Origin of the sequence: Providencia sp. PROV040 (genome assembly GCF_032706145.1) — a bacterium.
Classification (GTDB): domain Bacteria; phylum Pseudomonadota; class Gammaproteobacteria; order Enterobacterales; family Enterobacteriaceae; genus Providencia; species Providencia hangzhouensis.
Window position 1 is genome coordinate 76,915 of record NZ_CP120532.1, and the last position, 19,623, is coordinate 96,537.

16 protein-coding genes and 5 pseudogenes are annotated in these 19,623 nt (G+C 51.5%); 16 read left to right on the forward strand and 5 right to left on the reverse strand.

Translation table 11 applies throughout. From position 1 onward, the window contains the following. Positions 1 to 98: 98 nt before the first annotated feature. From P3L40_RS24485 to P3L40_RS24505, 5 genes are all read left to right on the forward strand, one after another. Positions 99 to 4,253, forward strand: coding sequence for an RHS repeat-associated core domain-containing protein (locus tag P3L40_RS24485; RefSeq protein WP_014342219.1), 4,155 nt, complete (start codon positions 99 to 101; stop codon positions 4,251 to 4,253). Next, the gene (locus tag P3L40_RS24490) at positions 4,250 to 4,522 is read left to right on the forward strand and encodes a MafI family immunity protein (RefSeq protein ID WP_000787563.1); all 273 of its coding nucleotides are present in this window, start codon (positions 4,250 to 4,252) and stop codon (positions 4,520 to 4,522) included. Before P3L40_RS24485 ends, P3L40_RS24490 begins: the two co-directional genes overlap by 4 nt. Before the next feature lie 4 nt (positions 4,523 to 4,526). Further along, positions 4,527 to 4,769, forward strand: coding sequence for a hypothetical protein (locus tag P3L40_RS24495; RefSeq protein WP_000750746.1), 243 nt, complete (start codon positions 4,527 to 4,529; stop codon positions 4,767 to 4,769). Between the two features lie 47 nt (positions 4,770 to 4,816). Beyond that, positions 4,817 to 5,116, forward strand: a complete 300-nt coding sequence (locus P3L40_RS24500) for a hypothetical protein (RefSeq protein WP_011872911.1) — start codon at positions 4,817 to 4,819, stop codon at positions 5,114 to 5,116. Between the two features lie 166 nt (positions 5,117 to 5,282). Then, entirely contained in the window at positions 5,283 to 5,735 is a 453-nt protein-coding gene (locus P3L40_RS24505) for a hypothetical protein (protein WP_000791469.1), read from the forward strand. Between the two features lie 15 nt (positions 5,736 to 5,750). Here P3L40_RS24505 and P3L40_RS24510 read toward each other — a convergent pair whose 3' ends face one another. Beyond that, positions 5,751 to 6,353: a hypothetical protein gene (locus P3L40_RS24510; RefSeq protein ID WP_000278322.1), complete on the reverse strand. Its 603-nt coding sequence runs from the start codon at positions 6,351 to 6,353 to the stop codon at positions 5,751 to 5,753. A 261-nt stretch (positions 6,354 to 6,614) separates the two neighbouring features. Here P3L40_RS24510 and P3L40_RS24515 point away from each other — a divergent pair, with 261 nt between their 5' ends. From P3L40_RS24515 to P3L40_RS24540, 6 genes are all read left to right on the forward strand, one after another. Beyond that, a complete protein-coding gene (locus P3L40_RS24515) occupies positions 6,615 to 6,896 on the forward strand; it encodes a hypothetical protein (protein ID WP_000575657.1) in 282 nt (93 codons plus the stop codon). Between the two features lie 298 nt (positions 6,897 to 7,194). Further along, a complete protein-coding gene (locus P3L40_RS24520; RefSeq protein WP_000949433.1) occupies positions 7,195 to 7,731 on the forward strand; it encodes a hypothetical protein in 537 nt (178 codons plus the stop codon). Between the two features lie 2 nt (positions 7,732 to 7,733). After that, positions 7,734 to 8,744 (forward strand): tyrosine-type recombinase/integrase, encoded by a 1,011-nt coding sequence (locus P3L40_RS24525; RefSeq protein WP_000543934.1) that lies wholly within the window; start codon positions 7,734 to 7,736, stop codon positions 8,742 to 8,744. Between the two features lie 4 nt (positions 8,745 to 8,748). Continuing rightward, positions 8,749 to 9,618 (forward strand): 3'-5' exonuclease, encoded by an 870-nt coding sequence (locus P3L40_RS24530; protein WP_000997323.1) that lies wholly within the window; start codon positions 8,749 to 8,751, stop codon positions 9,616 to 9,618. Then, positions 9,615 to 10,106 carry a hypothetical protein gene (locus P3L40_RS24535; RefSeq protein ID WP_000139717.1) on the forward strand — a complete coding sequence of 164 codons (492 nt, stop codon included), beginning with the start codon at positions 9,615 to 9,617 and terminating at the stop codon, positions 10,104 to 10,106. Before P3L40_RS24530 ends, P3L40_RS24535 begins: the two co-directional genes overlap by 4 nt. Positions 10,107 to 10,432: 326 nt before the next feature. Further along, entirely contained in the window at positions 10,433 to 11,347 is a 915-nt protein-coding gene (locus P3L40_RS24540; protein WP_014342221.1) for a DNA replication terminus site-binding protein, read from the forward strand. A 147-nt stretch (positions 11,348 to 11,494) separates the two neighbouring features. Here P3L40_RS24540 and P3L40_RS24545 read toward each other — a convergent pair. Beyond that, a pseudogene (locus tag P3L40_RS24545) lies at positions 11,495 to 12,541 on the reverse strand (methyl-accepting chemotaxis protein); the annotation flags it as partial. Positions 12,542 to 12,726: 185 nt separating this feature from the next. Here P3L40_RS24545 and P3L40_RS24550 point away from each other — a divergent pair. Next, positions 12,727 to 13,365 (forward strand): annotated as a pseudogene (locus P3L40_RS24550) (IS1380-like element ISEcp1 family transposase); the annotation flags it as partial. A gap of 54 nt (positions 13,366 to 13,419) precedes the next feature. Here P3L40_RS24550 and P3L40_RS24555 read toward each other — a convergent pair. The 3 genes and pseudogenes from P3L40_RS24555 to P3L40_RS24565 all read right to left on the reverse strand — a co-directional run. Next, complete coding sequence (locus tag P3L40_RS24555) at positions 13,420 to 14,388, reverse strand: IS5-like element IS903B family transposase (protein WP_013362812.1); 969 nt, start codon at positions 14,386 to 14,388, stop codon at positions 13,420 to 13,422. A 34-nt stretch (positions 14,389 to 14,422) separates the two neighbouring features. Continuing rightward, positions 14,423 to 15,298, reverse strand: a complete 876-nt coding sequence (locus P3L40_RS24560) for an extended-spectrum class A beta-lactamase CTX-M-14 (protein WP_001617865.1) — start codon at positions 15,296 to 15,298, stop codon at positions 14,423 to 14,425. 249 nt (positions 15,299 to 15,547) lie between these two features. Further along, positions 15,548 to 15,895: pseudogene (locus P3L40_RS24565) on the reverse strand (transposase); the annotation flags it as partial. 33 nt (positions 15,896 to 15,928) lie between these two features. On the opposite strand from P3L40_RS24565, the pseudogene P3L40_RS24570 reads away from it, so the two are divergent. The 4 genes and pseudogenes from P3L40_RS24570 (at position 15,929) to P3L40_RS24585 (ending at position 19,589) form a co-directional block, all read left to right on the forward strand. Continuing rightward, positions 15,929 to 16,896 (forward strand): annotated as a pseudogene (locus P3L40_RS24570) (IS5-like element IS903B family transposase). 57 nt (positions 16,897 to 16,953) lie between these two features. Then, positions 16,954 to 17,193: pseudogene (locus tag P3L40_RS24575) on the forward strand (DMT family transporter); the annotation flags it as partial. Next, entirely contained in the window at positions 17,187 to 18,158 is a 972-nt protein-coding gene (folP, locus tag P3L40_RS24580) for a dihydropteroate synthase (protein WP_000259026.1), read from the forward strand. The pseudogene P3L40_RS24575 and the gene folP, both read left to right, overlap by 7 nt. Before the next feature lie 216 nt (positions 18,159 to 18,374). After that, a complete protein-coding gene (locus tag P3L40_RS24585) occupies positions 18,375 to 19,589 on the forward strand; it encodes a chloramphenicol/florfenicol efflux MFS transporter FloR2 (protein ID WP_000214125.1) in 1,215 nt (404 codons plus the stop codon). Positions 19,590 to 19,623 lie beyond the last annotated feature (34 nt).

The following is a 19,623-nucleotide window of genomic DNA, read 5'->3' on the forward strand; positions in this document are numbered from 1 at the left end:
GACCTTCCCTTTTACTGATGCGAAACCTGCGGTCATTGGCCGTTGTGGTGCTCGCAACTTTGCCATGCGTTGCTTTTGCACAATGGCGGGTTGTAGCCGTGAGCACCGAAGTAGACAAAATGCGCTTCAACACCATCATAGACGCGCATTCCTTCATGAAGAATTATCGCTCTGGTGAGGAGCAAGGGAAGGGAACGCCAGTTGGGGATGCGCTTTATCCGGTTGCCAGTTATGGTGATGGCCGTTATGTCTCCAGGATCTGTTTTAAGTATCTAGGTGCTACTGGCGATTATGACCCCACTACCTGCACTGGCGACCCAGCTACGGTCTACTGGCGCTCAACCTATGTTCTGCCGGGTGAGATGGATAAAACACCGTTCCTGGACAGGGATCTCGGCTTACCAACAACGACCATGTGTGTAGGGAACCCTATCCATCTTGGCACCGGCAACAAGTTCCAGGCTGAACTGGATTATCAAAGCGGAGGCTCCGACCCTTTCACATTCACCAGATACTACAATAGCCACCTTCCTGATGAAGAGCTCGGCGGCTGGCGGCATACCTACTCGCGGAGCGTCGAGGTCAACGCCTCGAAGTACGGTGAGAACATGGTTGTCCTGCACCGGCCAGAAGGGCAACAACTCGCGTTCTACAACTCGTCCTCTGTCTGGGTGCCAACATGGAAAACCGATGATACCTTGACGAAGGATGCTACCGGCTGGCGTTACACTCAATCTGACGGGGTAGTCGAGGCCTATGATGAAACCGGACGACTGACCGGCATCGAGAAGCCCAACGGCAATCACATCACCCTGAGCTATCTGAACGGAGAGCTATCCTCGATCACTGACGGCTTTGGCCGCAACATCCAGTTCCAGCATCAAGATGGCCGCATGGTCAGTGTCACCGATCCTGCTGGTGGCAGTATTCAGTACCAGTACAACAGCGCTGGCAAGCTGGCGGAAGTGATCTACCAGGACAATACGAGCCGCAGCTATCTCTACGATGACCCGAATGCACCGGGTTTGCTCTCTGGGCTGGTGGACGAGAACGGCAACCGTTTCGCCACATGGGGATATGATGCTCAGGGGATGGCAGTTCTAAGTGAACACGCCGGGGGCGCAGAGAAGACTCAGGTAAGCTACAACGCTGACGGAAGCGTCTCTGTCACCAACGCCCTCGGCCACGTTCAGCGATATACCTACAGCCGTCACAACGGGATGCTCAAGCCTGATGTTGTTGAGGGTGCGCCGTGTACCGGCTTTGTGGGAGGCAAGGAAACCTACGTCTACGACAGCAAAGGCCTCGTCTCCAGCATTACAGATCGTGCTGGACAGAAGCGCACGTTCACCCATAACGACCGGGGATTGGAAACCACCCAGATAGACCAGGATGGGGGCAAGGTTACGACCGACTGGCTTCCTTCCAAGTCGCTCCCTGCAAAAATCACGGAACCAACCAGGATCACTGAGCTTACCTACGACACTCATCTCCGGGTGATAAGCCGCAAGGTCACAGATCGCAGCTCGGGCGCTTCCCGGACATGGACCTACACCTATGCCCCTGTTGGTACAGGAAAGCCGAGCCTGTTGGCCTCGGTTGATGGTCCGCGCACCGACGTCAGCGATGTTACGACATTTGACTACGATGACCAGGGCAACCTGATCCGGACAACAAACGCGCTGGGGCAGGTGATGCAGTTTGGTGACTACGACGCGAACGGTCGCGCCGGGACCATTCAGGGCGTCAACGGTGTAACCCAAACCCTCACCTATGACGCCAGAGGAAGACTTGTCAGCTCCACTGGACCAGAAGGAACCACGGCCTACAACTATGATGCTGTGGGCCTCCTGAGCTCGCTGACTAAGCCAAATGGTGCAACCGTCAGCTATGAGTACGACGCTGCACATCGGCTGGTGGCGGAAACAGATGCACAGGGCAACCGGCGCGAGCTTGAGCTCAATGACCTCGGGAACCCAGTAGAAGAGCGACTGCTCGATGCGCTGGGCCAGACCCGTTGGATAGAGCGCCGGATCTTCAACGAAATCGGCTGGCTCTCCAGTGTCTCCGACGCCTATAGCAATCAGTCATCGTTTTCCTACGATGTGGTGGCAAACCTGATACAGGAGACCAGTCCCTCTGGTAACACACACTCCTACAAGTACGACGGCTTCCATCACCGGACACAAACGACCGATCCACTCGGGAAGGTCACGCAGGTGCTCTACAAGGATACCGGCGATGTTTACCGTGTCTCCGACCCTCGTTCGCGCCTGACCTACTACAGCTACAACGGCTTTGGCGAAGTGACTCAGGTCCGGAGCCCGGACACCGGCACCACCGACATTACCTATGACGAAGCCGGTAACGTGGCAACGCGCAAGACGGCCAAGGGACAAACCACAAGCTACAGCTACGACGCGCTGAACCGGATCATCGAGGCATCCAGCGGTGTCGCTGGCGAATCGCCAATTCTGTACGGGTACGACGAAGCAACCTCACCATACGGCATGGGCCGCTTGACCTCAGTCGATGATGGCAACGGTGTCCGGAGATATGGCTATACACCCGAAGGATGGTTGGCTTACGAGACCTGGGAAACCCACGGGCAGAGCCTTACTACCCAGTACCAATACGATGGTGCAGGCCTCATCACGAAGATCACGTATCCCAGTGGTCGTGAGGTTTCCTACACCCGTGATTTAGCCGGTGACGTCATCGAGGTGGCAACGACACAAGCAGGCACCACAACAAGCCTGGCAAGCCAGATCGAGCGAGCGCCCTTTGGCCCCGTCACCAGTATGGTCAGATGGAACGGCATTTCAGAAAGTCGCTCTTTGGATCTCAATTACCGAGTCACCGGCATCGACGCTACTAGAGTGCATTCGCTGGTCTATCGGTACACGCCAGACTCGTTGATTTCAGCCATAGACGACAATCTCAGCTCATCAGTCAATCAGTCACTCGGTTATGACGCGGTTGGCCGCATCACCTCTGCTGAGGGGCTCTATGGCGTTTTGGGCTATGGCTATGACGCCACCGGCAACAGGACCTCGATCACGACCGATGGCCTGAGCCAAAGCTACACCATCAACTACATGAACAACTGGCTGGTGAAGACTGGGCAAACCTCCAGAAGCTATGACGCCAATGGCAACCTGACGAAGCAGGGGGCGGATACCTTCACCTATGACAGCCAGAACCGGCTGGTGGCCGCAACGGTCGCTGGAGTGACAGCAGCTTACACCTACAACCATCTGGATCAGCGTGTAACTAAGACCCTAAACGGCCAGACCCGCCTACTGATTTACGGCTTGGCAGGAAACCTCATCGAGGAGCTGGACGCAGCCACTGGAGACGTGCTGGCGGAGTATATCTGGCTCGATGGCACCCCCTTGAGCTTTGCTCAGTCAGGACAGACCTATCAAGTCCACGTCGATCATCTGGGCACCCCGAAGGCGCTAACCGACGCCAGCGGCCAAGTGGTTTGGAAGGCGAGCTACAGCCCGTTCGGTAAGGCCAGCATCACCACTCAGGGGCCGACCTTCAATTTGCGGTTCCCAGGACAGTATTACGACGCGGAGACCGGGCTCCACTACAACTGGCGGCGTTACTACGACCCGAATACCGGGCGTTACATCACCAGTGACCCGATTGGGCTGGCTGGTGGGATTAACACCTATGCCTATGCGCTGAGCAACCCGATAGGCAATGCAGATCCAACAGGGGAGTTTGTGCCGCTTCTTCTGGGGGCTTATGTTGCCATAGACTTTGCCTTGAGCGCTTGGGACGCCTATGACACCTTCAAGACCATCACCAGTGATTGTGCGACCTCAAGAGAAAAGTGGATTTCCGGGGGGCTTTTTGCTGCTGGGATTATCCTGCCTGGCAACTATAAGGCGCTAGGGAATGTTGCGGAACGCGCTTTTAAAAATACGGCTGATGATTTTGTAGACCTAGCCAGTTCCCAGAGACGTAAGCATATTCTTGATGGTGACGCCACTGGTGGAGGGCATCGAGCAGGAACAGGCAAGCCTGGAAAAAGTGAGTTTCCTCAAAGTTGGTCTGATGAAAAAATTATGCACGTCATTTCCGATATAGCTACCGATCCAAATGTTTCTCGAAAGGCTGGGCGCGGTGGTAGGACTATTGCAGAGGCAGTTAAAGAAGGTATTAATGTTCGTGTAATACAAGAATCTAATGGTGATATTGTTTCAGGTTTTCCAACAAACGTACCAAGGAATCCAAAATGAAAAATGAATATAGAGAAATTGAATCCACGCTAGATCTTTTGCTTATGGTGCTGTCTGATTCGTTTTCTGAATCTGAAAGTATAGAAGTGCAAGAATTTATTGATGTGGGTGAGTATGGAATCGCACTAGAAACTATCATTGACATTATTAATGAAGAGTCAAAGAACATAACAAATGAAGCTGAGTTTCTGATTGAAAAAGCAGGGAGGATAATGAATATGGATACTACATCCATTGTAGATAAGATTTCAAAACATATAGATAAATAATAAGATGAAAAAAACCGGTTTAAAATATAGAGCAGTATATCTGCTTGGATTTCCGTTAGCTGGAGCCTTTATAGGAATTGCAGTGTTCGCTTTATTAAATTATGTGAATGGGCCTCTAAGCAAATTCGCCTTATATCTGTCCGTTGGTGTTTGGGGGGGGTATGGAGTGTTCTCAGGAATCTATGGATACTTAAATCTAAGGAAAATATTAAAGTTAAAGAGAGCTAATGAGGAATCCAGGGATTAAATACGGCTCACATGGTTCTGCTATTGGCGCAGCATTGGGGACGGCTTATGGAAATCAATAACTGGTTTGATTTTATTATATACACAATTTATTTCTTTGGGGTTGTGATAGTTATCCTTCCTACTGGGGTTATCTTTCTTTGGTTGACATTGAAAAATCTAGTCAAAATGAGAGCCCCGAGATACGAAAAAAAGCACTACAAGTATTTCTCTGCAAGAAATAGATTTGAAGTGTGTGTTGCAGGTGTTTTTTCTGTGGCTTTTTCTGTTTGGTATCTGTTTTTTGCCAAAGGGGGAAATCTGTTTCTTTATCCGTCAGAGGTAATGAGATTTTTTTCAGGCGGATGATAGTGTGGATCAGGCTCTGGCGTTGGCCCAGCCGCCGCCAGCGGCCAAGTGTTTGGAAGGCGAGCCATCATAGAGTCAGTAGAGAGAGATACTTTTGGAAATCAATAGTATTATGATTGGTACAAATGAGTTGTAGCTCCATATTTTAAAGGGGGATTTCAGAGAAATGAAGAATAAGAAGGTAATAACTTTGATAATGGCCGCAGCCGCATCATGCTCGTCAGTCTATGCCGCGACATTACCGACCAGTGAGGTAGACGCATACATACTTGCGATGAACACCATGTCACCTATCACTGCAAAGTACACCATCCAGTACAAGCAAGCGGTTGAGCAGAAATGCAATACAGCCCTGAGCGTTGAGCAGCTCAACTCAAAGGCATTCACCAATGTTGTCCAGGCAATGGTGAGTAGTGAGACCGTCGATAGAATGGGGCTTGATGCTGCTGGTGGATCACTCCAGGATACCCTGTCTGTGATCGGCAAGAACGTCACATGCAGTGACCTGAACGCGCCATTTAAAGCACTCTTGGATGATAAGGACTTCACCAGAAAGCATCAGCACCTATCGAAGGTGCTGCATACTTGGAATGAAGTTGTTTCTCAAAGCAAACCCTGAGTAACAAAAAGGAGCCTAACTGGCTCCTTTTTTAATGGGGATGATGTTACGTTCGTGGACGTTATTTTCACTCGGGATATGTAACGTTGAAAAAGGCGTACCGACAAGAGAGTGGTCACATAGCTCTCCATAATAGATGAGCGACAAAATCTCTTGCTCGTTGATTTTTCCCACCTTAAAAAGGTAATTGATTATTGCTGTATCCAGTAGGTCGTGACACCCATTAAGCAGATCCACGATATTGGCCGCAGCTTCATTTTCCTCTCCGTCATCTCGACCGGCTAATACTGATTCAACCCAAGCCTCAAGGCTCGGATGTCCCTCAGCGAGCTCTATTTGACGGCACTCGTTCTCGATCAACCCTGTGATTGCTTCGTTGAGCGTTCCGCCATAAGTCGGCATGTTGAGAACAACTCCAAATCCGGGGATTTCTTTTTGGATTGGCTTCGCATCCTTGGGAGCTGATTTCAGCCACAGGAAAAACCAGATCCCAGAGCTTATGTCTTCCGGCTTGACCTGGTTGGCCGCAAGGAATTTGGAAACCTCGTTACAGATGATGCCATCTGGCGCTGCCATCTCGTAAATACCCGCCATCAGATCTTCAAGGCTCTTATACATATTATCTCTCGCACCTGTACATGATGTTTTCACTATCGTTGTTAAGCGTTTTTTCAGCAAGTATGTTCCAGCGAGACATCTTATACCATTCCATCCAAATCTGTAAAATTACCATATTACCGTAATTATGATAATTACGGTAAATAAATTTGAGTTCCTCTTGCTGTTGTTCTACTTATTAAAATGTATCTTTGAAAAAGTAGAGTTTTTGGAATAGGATAGGTGGTGCTGAATGCCCACTTTTTACAAGGAGCGCGACCAGTGATTTTTGATGTAAGAGCGACCTTTGAAGTGGCACTCCAGACGGACACCCACCTGGTACTTATCGATCTGGATCAGGGAGCATCAGTTACGAACGATGCTGATGCAGTGATCGCCTGGTTGGCCGCAAACCTCGAAGGTGGAATTGGAAAACGTAAGGTGTACTACCGGGACACCGATGGACGCTTTGATGAGCTCAAGGTTAATGCCGGTGCTTTTGCCGGATTTGCACCTTGTAGCGAAGGCCAGCAGACCACCTTGGCTGGGATGCTCGGCCAGTAACTTTGTGTGGAGAACTCGATGTTAAACAAAAACAAATTTGAGAAAGTTTTAAAGAGAATCCTCGATAAGAACTTTGAGCGCTGCTCTATTTGCAGGAAACCATTCCCTGGACCGTGCCATACTTTTGCTGGTTTGGATTCGGACAATAAAGTTCAGAACGTAGGTTCTTGCTGTCGGACCAGTATTGTGGACTTGCGGCATGGAGGTGTGTATACGACCGCTCCTGTAGATACTCAAGAGGGGCAAAGTCAGGCGCGTGAGCTACTCGCAACACATCCTTGTAAGGGGATGATGGGACATGCTTAGCAAAAAAGTCTTTTTCATTAGTCAAGCGGAGGCCGAAAGACTGGAGCCGGTTCCCGGTGCGGCCATGATCTCCATAACTGACCCAGACAAGTCCCCTGCCGCTCTCGGACAGTGGGGGCAGTTGTACCGCGATAGCTTCTATGACGGCGGCTATTCTGAGAACACCATCCACACGATGAAGGCAGCGTTCCGGATGAATTACGCCTCTTACATTGACTCATCCCAGGCTGAAAAGCTGTCCACCTTCCTGGATGGATTGGTTGGTAGCGGTATCGATCAGATCTTCGTTCATTGCTATTACGGAGAATCCAGAAGTGGCGCGGTAGCGCTGTACCTCCAGAACAAACATGGATTCACTCCGAATAAGCCGATCACCAAGCCCAACCGAACAGTTTACGAATTGCTGTGCAATCCAACCAAGTTTGAACCACTGATGCAAAGCTACGAAACGCAACATATGGAGGAGGAACTACCTCTTCACCTCAAAATATGGGATTTTCTTCTCGTTGCGGTCGGGCTTAGGAGGTAACTTTGCACGACACAAACAATGACAAGGAAGAGCTAGTTTCACATGCGAAAGTAAATGTTCCGGCAGAACAAAGCATTCGCGGTGAACTGTTGCCGTCATCGAGCTCGCTCCGGAACATCCAGGACAACCCCGCCGTCGCCTATCTGGTGAGCCTCGGGTCAAAGCGAAGCAGGCAGACCATGAGCTCATTCCTCAACATTGTCGCCAAGATGATCGGGTTTCAGAACCTTCGTGACTGTGCATGGAGCTCAATGAGGCGGCACCACATATTGGCGGTGCTGGAAATGCTGGGGGATGCAGGGAAGGCTCCGGCAACGATCAACACCTACCTGTCAGCGCTCAAAGGGGTGGCTCTTGAAGCCTGGACGATGAAGCAAATTGATACGGATAGCTTCCAGCACATTAAGCAAGTCCGTTCAGTACGTGGATCTCGACTTCCTAAAGGGCGGGCACTTGAACGCCATGAGATTCGCAGCCTCTTTTTCACATGTGAAAGTGATTCAAGCGCCAAAGGGCTTCGGGATGCGGCCATTCTCGGGGTGCTCCTCGGGTGTGGCTTGCGCCGCTCGGAAATCGTTGCGCTGGACATGGGAAGCATGATCTACAAGGACCGCGCTCTCAAGGTTCTTGGCAAGGGCAACAAAGAGAGAATGGCGTATGTGCCTGGTGGCGCATGGAAAAGACTGGATAAGTGGGTTGAAGAGGTTCGAGGAACGCATGAAGGGCCTTTATTCCCGAGGATCAGGCGGTTTGATGATGTGACTGGAGAGCGGATGTCGGATCAGGCCATCTACCACATCTTGGAGACCAGAAGAGTTGAAGCCGGTCTGGAGATGTTTGCGCCCCATGACCTGCGACGCACCTTTGCCTCCTCGATGCTGGATAACGGTGAGGATATTGTGACCGTGAAGGACGCAATGGGCCACTCAAGCATTGCAACTACCCAGAAATATGACAGACGCGGCGATGAGCGTTTGAAGAGAGCGAGCCAACGCCTCGATATAGCGGATTAACAGCATGAATGATGAAGAACTCGAACTTGCCAGAGCCGAAGCCATGAAAGCCGATAGGTGCTTTTCAAAAGGACGGCTCAGGGACGAATTTCGGATGAAGCCTAAGCCAGGAGTAGAGCCAGTTTCGTTCTACAAAAACGGGTATGGTGGCCAATTTGGAGTGTACCGGATAGCAGATTGCCAACCAATGCGGAGAAGGGGTTGTTCACCGGCATCACAAAAGCAAATAAGGGCGCAATCCATCCTTTCGGTCAAGGCAAGAATGCGTAGCAACCTGGCAAAGGCCTCTGTCATGGCACAAAGGTGGGTCGCTCTGGAACCTCTGGTTCTCGATACCGAGACGACCGGACTTGGTGAAAGAGACCAGGTGATCGAGCTGGCTGTTACTGACATCAGAGGCGCGGTTCTCCTCTGCACCAGATTACGGCCAACCGTGGAAATAGACCCTCAGGCAATGGGTGTTCATGGCATCACCGAGACTGAGCTGTCGAATGAGCCTACGTGGACTCAAGTTGCGCCAGCTCTCGCCCGGCTTTTGTCGGGCCGTCATCTGGTGATATTTAACTCCAGTTTCGACAGTAGGATGTTGAGGCAAACAGCCAGTGCATTTGGAGACCAACTCTCTTGGTGGCAAGAGCAGAACTGTCTGTGCGCGATGAAGCTGGCGGCTGATGCCTTTGGCTCAACCAACCGGCACGGCACAATCTCACTTGCGGATGCCACCTGCGAGGCAGGTGTGAGCTGGAAAGGTCGAGCCCATTCAGCAGCGACCGACGCTATTGCCACCGCCGACTTGGTGACAGAGATAGCCAAAGTCCAACGTGACCTCGTGGTCCAGCTCCAGGAGCTTCAAAGCAAAGGTAATTTGGAATGACAGAACAATCCTACGGCGAAAGTCTCAAATTTTTCTCAGACTGGCAGAAGGACCCCGCGAAACGCACCGGCCTGAATGTGCAACACACGCTAACCAGAGGTGAATATCCTACGGTCAGCATCGAGATTGCGCCGATCAGGGCATCGGGGTCCAGCCCAGACTGGAAAAGCAAGATCACGGTGCAGCTCACTCGCGGCGAACTGACGGCGTTTTGCAGCGTTCTCTTTGGTTTGCGTAGCAAGGCTGAGGGTTCCTATCACGGCGACGCGAAGAATAAGAGCTTTGCGGTTTACAACAACGGCAAGGCCGGTGTTGCGATCATCCTTAGTGAGCGAGGAAACCAGCTCCAGAATTTCATCAATGATGACGACCGAATGGAGCTCGCAGTCTTCGCAGTTCGCCAGCTTTCCAACGCATGGAAAGTTACCCCTTCTGATGCCATCGCGCTGCTACGCCAATCAGCGTGGATGGACCGAAATTTGTCCTAATCGAGCAAATCTAGGCACTCTAAAAGTCGTCCTATAACCACAAAGTTAGACCATCATGCAAAGTGGGGTATAGAGGGTGCCAGCCCCACCCCAGCAGTCCCCCTCAGCCACATTTCTGGCTTGCCCCGCGCTTTTCTTCTTTCTCTCTTTTTCTCTCTTTTTCTCTCTCTTTCTCAATCTAATCTCACACACGAAGGTCAAACAGGGCACCCGCCGACGCGAAGCGGAGGCGTATTCTTGCCCCTCCCCCTCGTTGCATGATGGTCTAAATCTGTCTACTATGTAACCAATGAACTGTTAGAACAAACCCACACATAGGCGGCAGCATGGCTAAAAACTTCATATCAGAACAATTCTCGGCCATGTGCCGCGACTTAACGAACCTGTCCTCTCTTATCAAACGACTACCGCCACGGTACGCAAAAGTTGCGGCCATCCCTCCTACCGGAAAAGGAATGGAGAACGAGCCCGTCAACAAGATTGTCGTAACTGAACAAACTGGGCGCGAAGCTCTTGAGCTGGCAGCGCACAGCTACAGAGATCTTCACATCAACCCAGACTATTCGCAGAAGTCTGCCAGGCGCACCGTGGGGGTACTCTGGTTCTCCCCTTCCAGGATTGGTGTAGCTGACGAAATTGCGGCGACGGTTGAACGCATCAACGCGGCCAAAGCTGGTATCGAGGAGTTCATTATCTCGACGTACCCCACCAGGCAAGAGAGGTTTGAAGCACTTCGAGCGGACTGCCCTGGTGTCATGACTCTCCACCTTTACAGACAAATTCGGTGCTATACCAATGGCGACATCGACTCTATCCGCTTCACCTGGCAACGGAAGGACTCCTTGAAGAAGCCCGTAAAAGAGGAGCTTTTGCAACGCATCAGAGAGGAGCTGGAGCGATCTGGGCCAGACTATCAACTTCCCCTGGAGCAGCTTATCCAGAAGATCGCCAGCACCCCGGAGCCTTATCTCCGGGAGCGAAGGGAAGTAAAGGTTCAACCGGTGGCAAACGTCATGGCCGCAGGGGTACTCAAAACCGTTACCGCGCCAATGCCCCTGATCGTGCTCCAGGATAAGGATGTTCAGCTCAAATTGCTTCGTAACTTTGACGCCTCAGAACAACGCAAAACTCGATCTGATAAAGCGGCATCGGAAATCCTTGGCACCTTCGGTGGAGTCACTATCGAATCCTTCCCTGGAGGGGGAACCGCAGAATTCGGAAAAAATCGTACGCTAAGCTAACGGTGTTCTCGTGACAGCTCTTTGACTAGGCTTTCTAAGGCCATTCTGATAGCCCTGACTTCCTGAAAAGCCATGGCTAAAATTTGTGCGGCTAAAAGGGATAACCGATGGTAAAGTAAGTTATCCCTGTCGAGATACTGAAAAGCGTTATCCTCGTTTTTCCCAAAACTGTTTTGCCAGTTCGCTCAGAGCGCTAGTTAACTGAGCGACAGATTTCGCACTTTGCAAATTATTCTGCCCGGTCTGTACATTGGTATCAGCAGCATCGCGTATATTGATAATACTGCGGTTTATGTCTTCACTTACTGCTCCCTGCTGCTCGACCGCAGTCGCTATTTGCGCGTTCATGTCGGTAATTTCGTTAACGCGTTGGCCAATTCCATCAAGAGCTGTAGCTGCTTCCTCTGCGTGAGCTACACTCGTGTGCGCTTGCCGACTACTTTGCTCCATGACTGTAACAGCGGATTGCGCTCGCTCTTGTAGAGCGCTGATCATGCTTTGAATATCCGTTGTCGATTGCTGTGTGCGAGCAGCAAGACTGCGAACCTCATCGGCGACAACAGCAAAACCACGCCCCTGCTCACCAGCACGCGCGGCCTCAATTGCTGCGTTGAGTGCCAACAAATTCGTTTGCTCGGCGATCCCTCGTATAACGTCAAGAACTTTTGATATCTCGTTACTTTGACCTTCAAGCTCATGAATAACCTGAGTGGCTTGCCTAATTTCACCTTCAAGGGCAGTGATTGACTGGCTTGTGTGGGCTACCAGACGCTGGCCAGATGCCGTCTCAGTGTCTGCTCTTCCGGCCGCATCTGCAGCATGCTGTGCATTGCTCGCAACCTCTTGAATGCTTGCCACCATTTGGTTTACTGCCGTTGCTATTTGATCTGTCTCTGCCTGCTGCTCAACTGTAAGTACATTGCTTGACTCAATATCCTTTAGTAGGCCTCGGGTGTGTTCGCTAAGCCGATTTGATGCATCACCTATGCGACCTACTATGGCGCCTGTTTCAGCTTGCATCATTCGTAAAGCAAACTCTATTTGGCCAAACTCATCGGTGCGCCCAGTGTAGAGGGATTGACTTAATGGGTTATTGGAAATATTCCTGGCTCTTTCAACCAGTCTTCCAAGAGGAGAGAGAATAGCCAAAACACTAACAGAGCTTAAGCTTCCTGACATTAAAGTGGCTAACACCTAGATTCTACGTCAGTACTTCAAAAAGCATAATCAAAGCCTTGATAAATATGCATTCCTTCGAAATTCAGCTTTCACCCATTGGGTGAAAGAAAAGTGCTCAAAAATATGTTAAATTATCAGCTTTTATGACTCGATATATGGTAAAATAATAGTAAGAAAAGTAGTAAAAAGGGGTTCTAATTATGATTAATAAAATTGATTTCAAAGCTAAGAATCTAACATCAAATGCAGGTCTTTTTCTGCTCCTTGAGAATGCAAAAAGCAATGGGATTTTTGATTTTATTGAAAATGACCTCGTATTTGATAATGACTCAACAAATAAAATCAAGATGAATCATATAAAGACCATGCTCTGCGGTCACTTCATTGGCATTGATAAGTTAGAACGTCTAAAGCTACTTCAAAATGATCCCCTCGTCAACGAGTTTGATATTTCCGTAAAAGAACCTGAAACAGTGTCACGGTTTCTAGGAAACTTCAACTTCAAGACAACCCAAATGTTTAGAGACATTAATTTTAAAGTCTTTAAAAAACTGCTCACTAAAAGTAAATTGACATCCATTACGATTGATATTGATAGTAGTGTAATTAACGTAGAAGGTCATCAAGAAGGTGCGTCAAAAGGATATAATCCTAAGAAACTGGGAAACCGATGCTACAATATCCAATTTGCATTTTGCGACGAATTAAAAGCATATGTTACCGGATTTGTAAGAAGTGGCAATACTTACACTGCAAACGGTGCTGCGGAAATGATCAAAGAAATTGTTGCTAACATCAAATCAGACGATTTAGAAATTTTATTTCGAATGGATAGTGGGCTTTGTTGAATAAATCAGATTTCGGGTAAGTCTCCCCCGTAGCGGGTTGTGTTTTCAGGCAATACGCACGCTTTCAGGCATACCTGCTTTCGTCATTTTGTTCAGCGCTCGTACCAGGGCCATAGCCTCCGCAACCTGACCATCGTAGTCACGCAGCGTCAGTGAACCCCCGAACAGCTGTTTTACCCGGTACATCGCCGTTTCCGCTATCGAGCGACGGTTGTAATCTGTTGTCCATTTCCACCGCGCATTACTCCCGGTCATTCGCTGATTAGCCACTGCACGGTTACGGTCTGCATATTCACCGGGCCAGTAACCCGCACCTTTTCGGGGCGGGATAAGCGCGCTGATTTTCTTACGCCGCAGTTCATCGTGACAGAGCCGGGTATCGTAAGCTCCATCGGCGGCGGCTGACCTGATTTTCCGGTGGGTTTGCCGGATTAACCCGGGGAAGGCCTCTGAGTCCGTAACGTTGTTCAGCGACAGGTCAGCGCAGATGATTTCATGTGTTTTACTGTCAACTGCCAGATGCAGCTTACGCCATATACGACGGCGTTCCTGGCCATGCTTTTTGACTTTCCACTCGCCTTCACCGAAGACCTTCAGCCCGGTGGAATCAATTACCAGGTGTGCGATTTCACCCCGGGTGGGCGTTTTGAAACTGATATTAACCGACTTTGCCCGCCTGCTGACACAGCTGTAATCCGGGCAGCGTAGCGGAACGTTCATCAGAGAAAAAATGGAATCAATAAAGCCCTGCGCAGCGCGCAGGGTCAGCCTGAATACGCGTTTAATGACCAGCACAGTCGTGATGGCAAGGTCAGAATAGCGCTGAGGTCTGCCTCGTGAAGAAGGTGTTGCTGACTCATACCAGGCCTGAATAGCTTCATCATCCAGCCAGAAAGTTATGGAGCCACGGTTGATGAGGGCTTTATTGTAGGTGGGCCAGTTGGTGATTTTGAACTTTTGCTTTGCCACGGAACGGTCTGCGTTGTCGGGAAGATACGTGATCTGATCCTTCAACTCAGCAAAAGTTCGATTTATTCAACAAAACCAGTTACAGCCCTTCGGCGATGATTCTCGCCGCTGAAGCCAGCACATCGCGGCGGCTCTCTGCGTTCTGTTGCGGCTGGGTAAAATAGGTCACCAGAACCAGCGGCGCACGACCCTGCGGCCAGATCACCGCAATATCATTGGTGGTGCCGTAGTCGCCGCTGCCGGTCTTATCACCCACAGTCCACGACGTCGGTAAGCCGGCCCGAATGCTGGCTGCGCCGGTCGTATTGCCTTTGAGCCACGTCACCAACTGCGCCCGCTGGGTTTCGCCCAGCGCATGACCCAGCGTAAGCTGACGCAACGTCTGCGCCATCGCCCGCGGCGTGGTGGTGTCTCTCGGGTCGCCGGGAATGGCGGTATTCAGCGTAGGTTCAGTGCGATCCAGACGAAACGTCTCATCGCCGATCGCGCGGGCAAAAGCCGTCACGCCTCCCGGGCCACCGAGCTGGGCAATCAATTTGTTCATGGCGGTATTGTCGCTGTACTGCAACGCGGCCGCGCTCAGTTCTGCCAGCGTCATTGTGCCGTTGACGTGTTTTTCGGCAATCGGATTGTAGTTAACCAGATCGGCAGGCTTGATCTCGACAGGCTGATTAAGCAGCTGCTTTTGCGTTTCACTCTGCTTAAGCACCGCCGCGGCCGCCATAACTTTACTGGTACTGCACATTGGAAAGCGTTCATCACCGCGATAAAGCACCTGCGTATTATCTGCGGTATCGATGAGCGCGACGCCCAGCCGCCCTCCGCTGCTTTTCTCCAGCGCCGCCAGCTTTTGCTGCACCGCACTCGTCTGCGCATAAAGCGGCGCGCTGCCCAGCAGCAGCGGAATGCACGCCGCCGCCGCGAACATCATCCGTTGCACTCTCTTTGTCACCATCTCAAACTCCCAATACGGTCAATCCGTGTTACATCAGTATTCCCTAAATTCCACGTGTGTTTTTTATTAGCTTCAAAAATCACTATTTCACGAAGAATTTAGACTGCTTCTCACACATTGTAACATTATTTACAACCACCTTTCAATCATTTTTGATAAATCATTGATTTCATCTTTGCTGCAATGATACTTAATAAACTCTGCAAGTTATCCACAGAGCAACACTCAATTTTATTGATGATATTCTTATTATACCAGACATTTTTCATACACTCCCTTGTACGGATAGTTTTCCGACAACTTCATGATTACATATCTTGCGGTTTTGATTATTTTTGCTGCAAGAAATACATACTTCAAACGAAAGGTCTTTATTTGCTGTCTGTATTCTGAAGAGTCCAAGGAATCAAACTTGAACAACAAAAATAGGTTATATGAAAGCATCATCATTTGAAACACGGCTTCATTCGCCCAAAATGACTTTAGCAAGAGATGACCCACCGCCATGTCGTATTTGGCTTCTTTGATATAGTTTTCAGCATTACCACGCTTTTCATAGTATATAACTACTTTTTCAGAAAGCAAGGTAGTATTTGTTGGTTTTGTTGAATAAATCGAACTTTTGCTGAGTTGAAGGATCAGATCACGTATCTTCCCGACAACGCAGACCGTTCCGTGGCAAAGCAAAAGTTCAAAATCACCAACTGGCCCACCTACAATAAAGCCCTCATCAACCGTGGCTCCATAACTTTCTGGCTGGATGATGAAGCTATTCAGGCCTGGTATGAGTCAGCAACACCTTCTTCACGAGGCAGACCTCAGCGCTATTCTGACCTTGCCATCACGACTGTGCTGGTCATTAAACGCGTATTCAGGCTGACCCTGCGCGCTGCGCAGGGCTTTATTGATTCCATTTTTTCTCTGATGAACGTTCCGCTACGCTGCCCGGATTACAGCTGTGTCAGCAGGCGGGCAAAGTCGGTTAATATCAGTTTCAAAACGCCCACCCGGGGTGAAATCGCACACCTGGTAATTGATTCCACCGGGCTGAAGGTCTTCGGTGAAGGCGAGTGGAAAGTCAAAAAGCATGGCCAGGAACGCCGTCGTATATGGCGTAAGCTGCATCTGGCAGTTGACAGTAAAACACATGAAATCATCTGCGCTGACCTGTCGCTGAACAACGTTACGGACTCAGAGGCCTTCCCCGGGTTAATCCGGCAAACCCACCGGAAAATCAGGTCAGCCGCCGCCGATGAGCTTACGATACCCGGCTCTGTCACGATGAACTGCGGCGTAAGAAAATCAGCGCGCTTATCCCGCCCCGAAAAGGTGCGGGTTACTGGCCCGGTGAATATGCAGACCGTAACCGTGCAGTGGCTAATCAGCGAATGACCGGGAGTAATGCGCGGTGGAAATGGACAACAGATTACAACCGTCGCTCGATAGCGGAAACGGCGATGTACCGGGTAAAACAGCTGTTCGGGGGTTCACTGACGCTGCGTGACTACGATGGTCAGGTTGCGGAGGCTATGGCCCTGGTACGAGCGCTGAACAAAATGACGAAAGCAGGTATGCCTGAAAGCGTGCGTATTGCCTGAAAACACAACCCGCTACGGGGGAGACTTACCCGAAATCTGATTTATTCAACAAAGCCCATAATCGGTTATGGCATCGCATTTTATTTTCTTTCTCTGGTTCTGAAATCCATCCCTGTCGGTGTTGCTTATGCAGTCTGGTCGGGACTCGGCGTCGTCATAATTACAGCCATTGCCTGGTTGCTTCATGGGCAAAAGCTTGATGCGTGGGGCTTTGTAGGTATGGGGCTCATAATTGCTGCCTTTTTGCTCGCCCGATCCCCATCGTGGAAGTCGCTGCGGAGGCCGACGCCATGGTGACGGTGTTCGGCATTCTGAATCTCACCGAGGACTCCTTCTTCGATGAGAGCCGGCGGCTAGACCCCGCCGGCGCTGTCACCGCGGCGATCGAAATGCTGCGAGTCGGATCAGACGTCGTGGATGTCGGACCGGCCGCCAGCCATCCGGACGCGAGGCCTGTATCGCCGGCCGATGAGATCAGACGTATTGCGCCGCTCTTAGACGCCCTGTCCGATCAGATGCACCGTGTTTCAATCGACAGCTTCCAACCGGAAACCCAGCGCTATGCGCTCAAGCGCGGCGTGGGCTACCTGAACGATATCCAAGGATTTCCTGACCCTGCGCTCTATCCCGATATTGCTGAGGCGGACTGCAGGCTGGTGGTTATGCACTCAGCGCAGCGGGATGGCATCGCCACCCGCACCGGTCACCTTCGACCCGAAGACGCGCTCGACGAGATTGTGCGGTTCTTCGAGGCGCGGGTTTCCGCCTTGCGACGGAGCGGGGTCGCTGCCGACCGGCTCATCCTCGATCCGGGGATGGACCGGCGATTGGTCCATGGCGAAACGGCCGACCTTGCGCCGACCGGCTTCGGGCAACAGGTCCGCGAAGCCATGGACCAGCGCCGCGAGCATCATATCGAACAGCGCGACGCCACGCGCAACAGGGACGGCCGAATCTTCTACCGGCGCAATCTTCTCGCCACCCTGCGCGAGCGGGAAGTTGCGCGCGCCGGTGCGGAGATGGCCGAGGGCAAGGCGCTGCCGTTCCGCGCCGCCAAGGATGGTGAGAGTGTCAGCGGCAAGTTCACCGGGACTGTCCAGCTAACGAGCGGCAAGTTCGCCATCGTGGAAAAGAGCCACGAGTTCACCCTTGTCCCGTGGCGGCCGATCATCGACCGCCAGCTCGGCCGCGAGGTCGCGGGTATCATGCAGGGCGGTTCGGTGTCGTGGCAGTTAGGGCGGCAGCGGGGGTTGGGGCTATAGGAGCCAACGATACCGCATTGCAACGCAACAACTAATTCGATAAGATCTGCTATTCAATTTCGTAATCGTGGAGCCATCAGCATGGGAAATTCCAAGTCAGCAGACAAGTAAGCCGCAACATCAGAATTGTTGTTGCGGCGCTCTGTAAGACCAATCCCATCTGATTGCTGACGAGCAGACGCTGCCCGGTATCCTTAATCGAGAGGTTGATTCGTCATGACCACCACACGCCCCGCGTGGGCCTATACGCTGCCGGCAGCCTTGCTGCTTATGGCTCCCTTCGACATCCTCGCCTCGCTGGCGATGGATATTTATCTTCCAGTCGTTCCGGCGATGCCGGGCGTCCTGAACACGACTCCATCCATAATCCAACTCACGTTGAGCCTCTACATGGTGATGCTCGGTGTGGGCCAAGTGATCTTTGGGCCACTCTCCGATCGCGTCGGGCGACGGCCGATCCTGCTTGTAGGCGCAACGGCTTTCGTTGCTGCGTCTCTGGGAGCGGCTTGTTCTTCAACTGCATTAGCCTTTGTTGCGTTTCGTCTGGTTCAGGCTGTTGGAGCATCGGCCATGCTGGTGGCCACCTTCGCGACCGTGCGCGACGTATATGCCAATCGTCCCGAAGGTGCCGTCATCTACGGCCTTTTCAGTTCGATGCTGGCGTTCGTGCCTGCGCTCGGCCCTATAGCCGGTGCGCTGATCGGCGAGTTTTGGGGATGGCAGGCGATCTTCATCACACTGGCTGCACTGGCTTCGCTCGCACTCTTAAACGCCAGTTTCAGGTGGCATGAAACCCGACCGTTGGATCAGGCCAGAACGCAACGATCTGTTTTGCCGATCTTCGCGAGTCCGGCCTTTTGGGTTTACACGGTCGGATTTAGTGCCGGCATGGGCACATTCTTCGTTTTCTTCTCGACAGCCCCCCGTGTTCTCATAGGCCAAGCCGGCTATTCCGAGATCGGATTTAGCTTGGCCTTCGCGACTGTCGCGCTGGTCATGGTCACGACAACCCGCTTCGCAAAGTCCTTCGTTGCCAAATGGGGTATCGCGGGATGCGTAGCGCGCGGGATGGCGTTGCTCGTTTCCGGCGCGATCCTGTTGGGGATCGGCCAACTTTTCGGATCGCCGTCATTTTTCAGCTTCATCCTGCCGATGTGGGTTGTCGCGGTCGGCATTGTCTTCACGGTGTCCGTTACCGCCAACGGCGCACTTGCGCAGTTCGACGACATCGCTGGATCAGCGGTTGCGTTCTACTTCTGCATCCAAAGCCTGATAGTCAGTATCGTCGGGACATTGGCGGTGACGCTGTTAAACGGCGATACAGCGTGGCCCGTGATTTGTTACGCCACGGCAATGGCAGTGCTGGTGTCGTTGGGGCTGGCGCTCCTTCGATCCCGTGATGCTGCCACCGAGAAGTCGCCAGTCGTCTAGCCGACGACTGGAAGCAAGCCCGCTCCGATGCGGC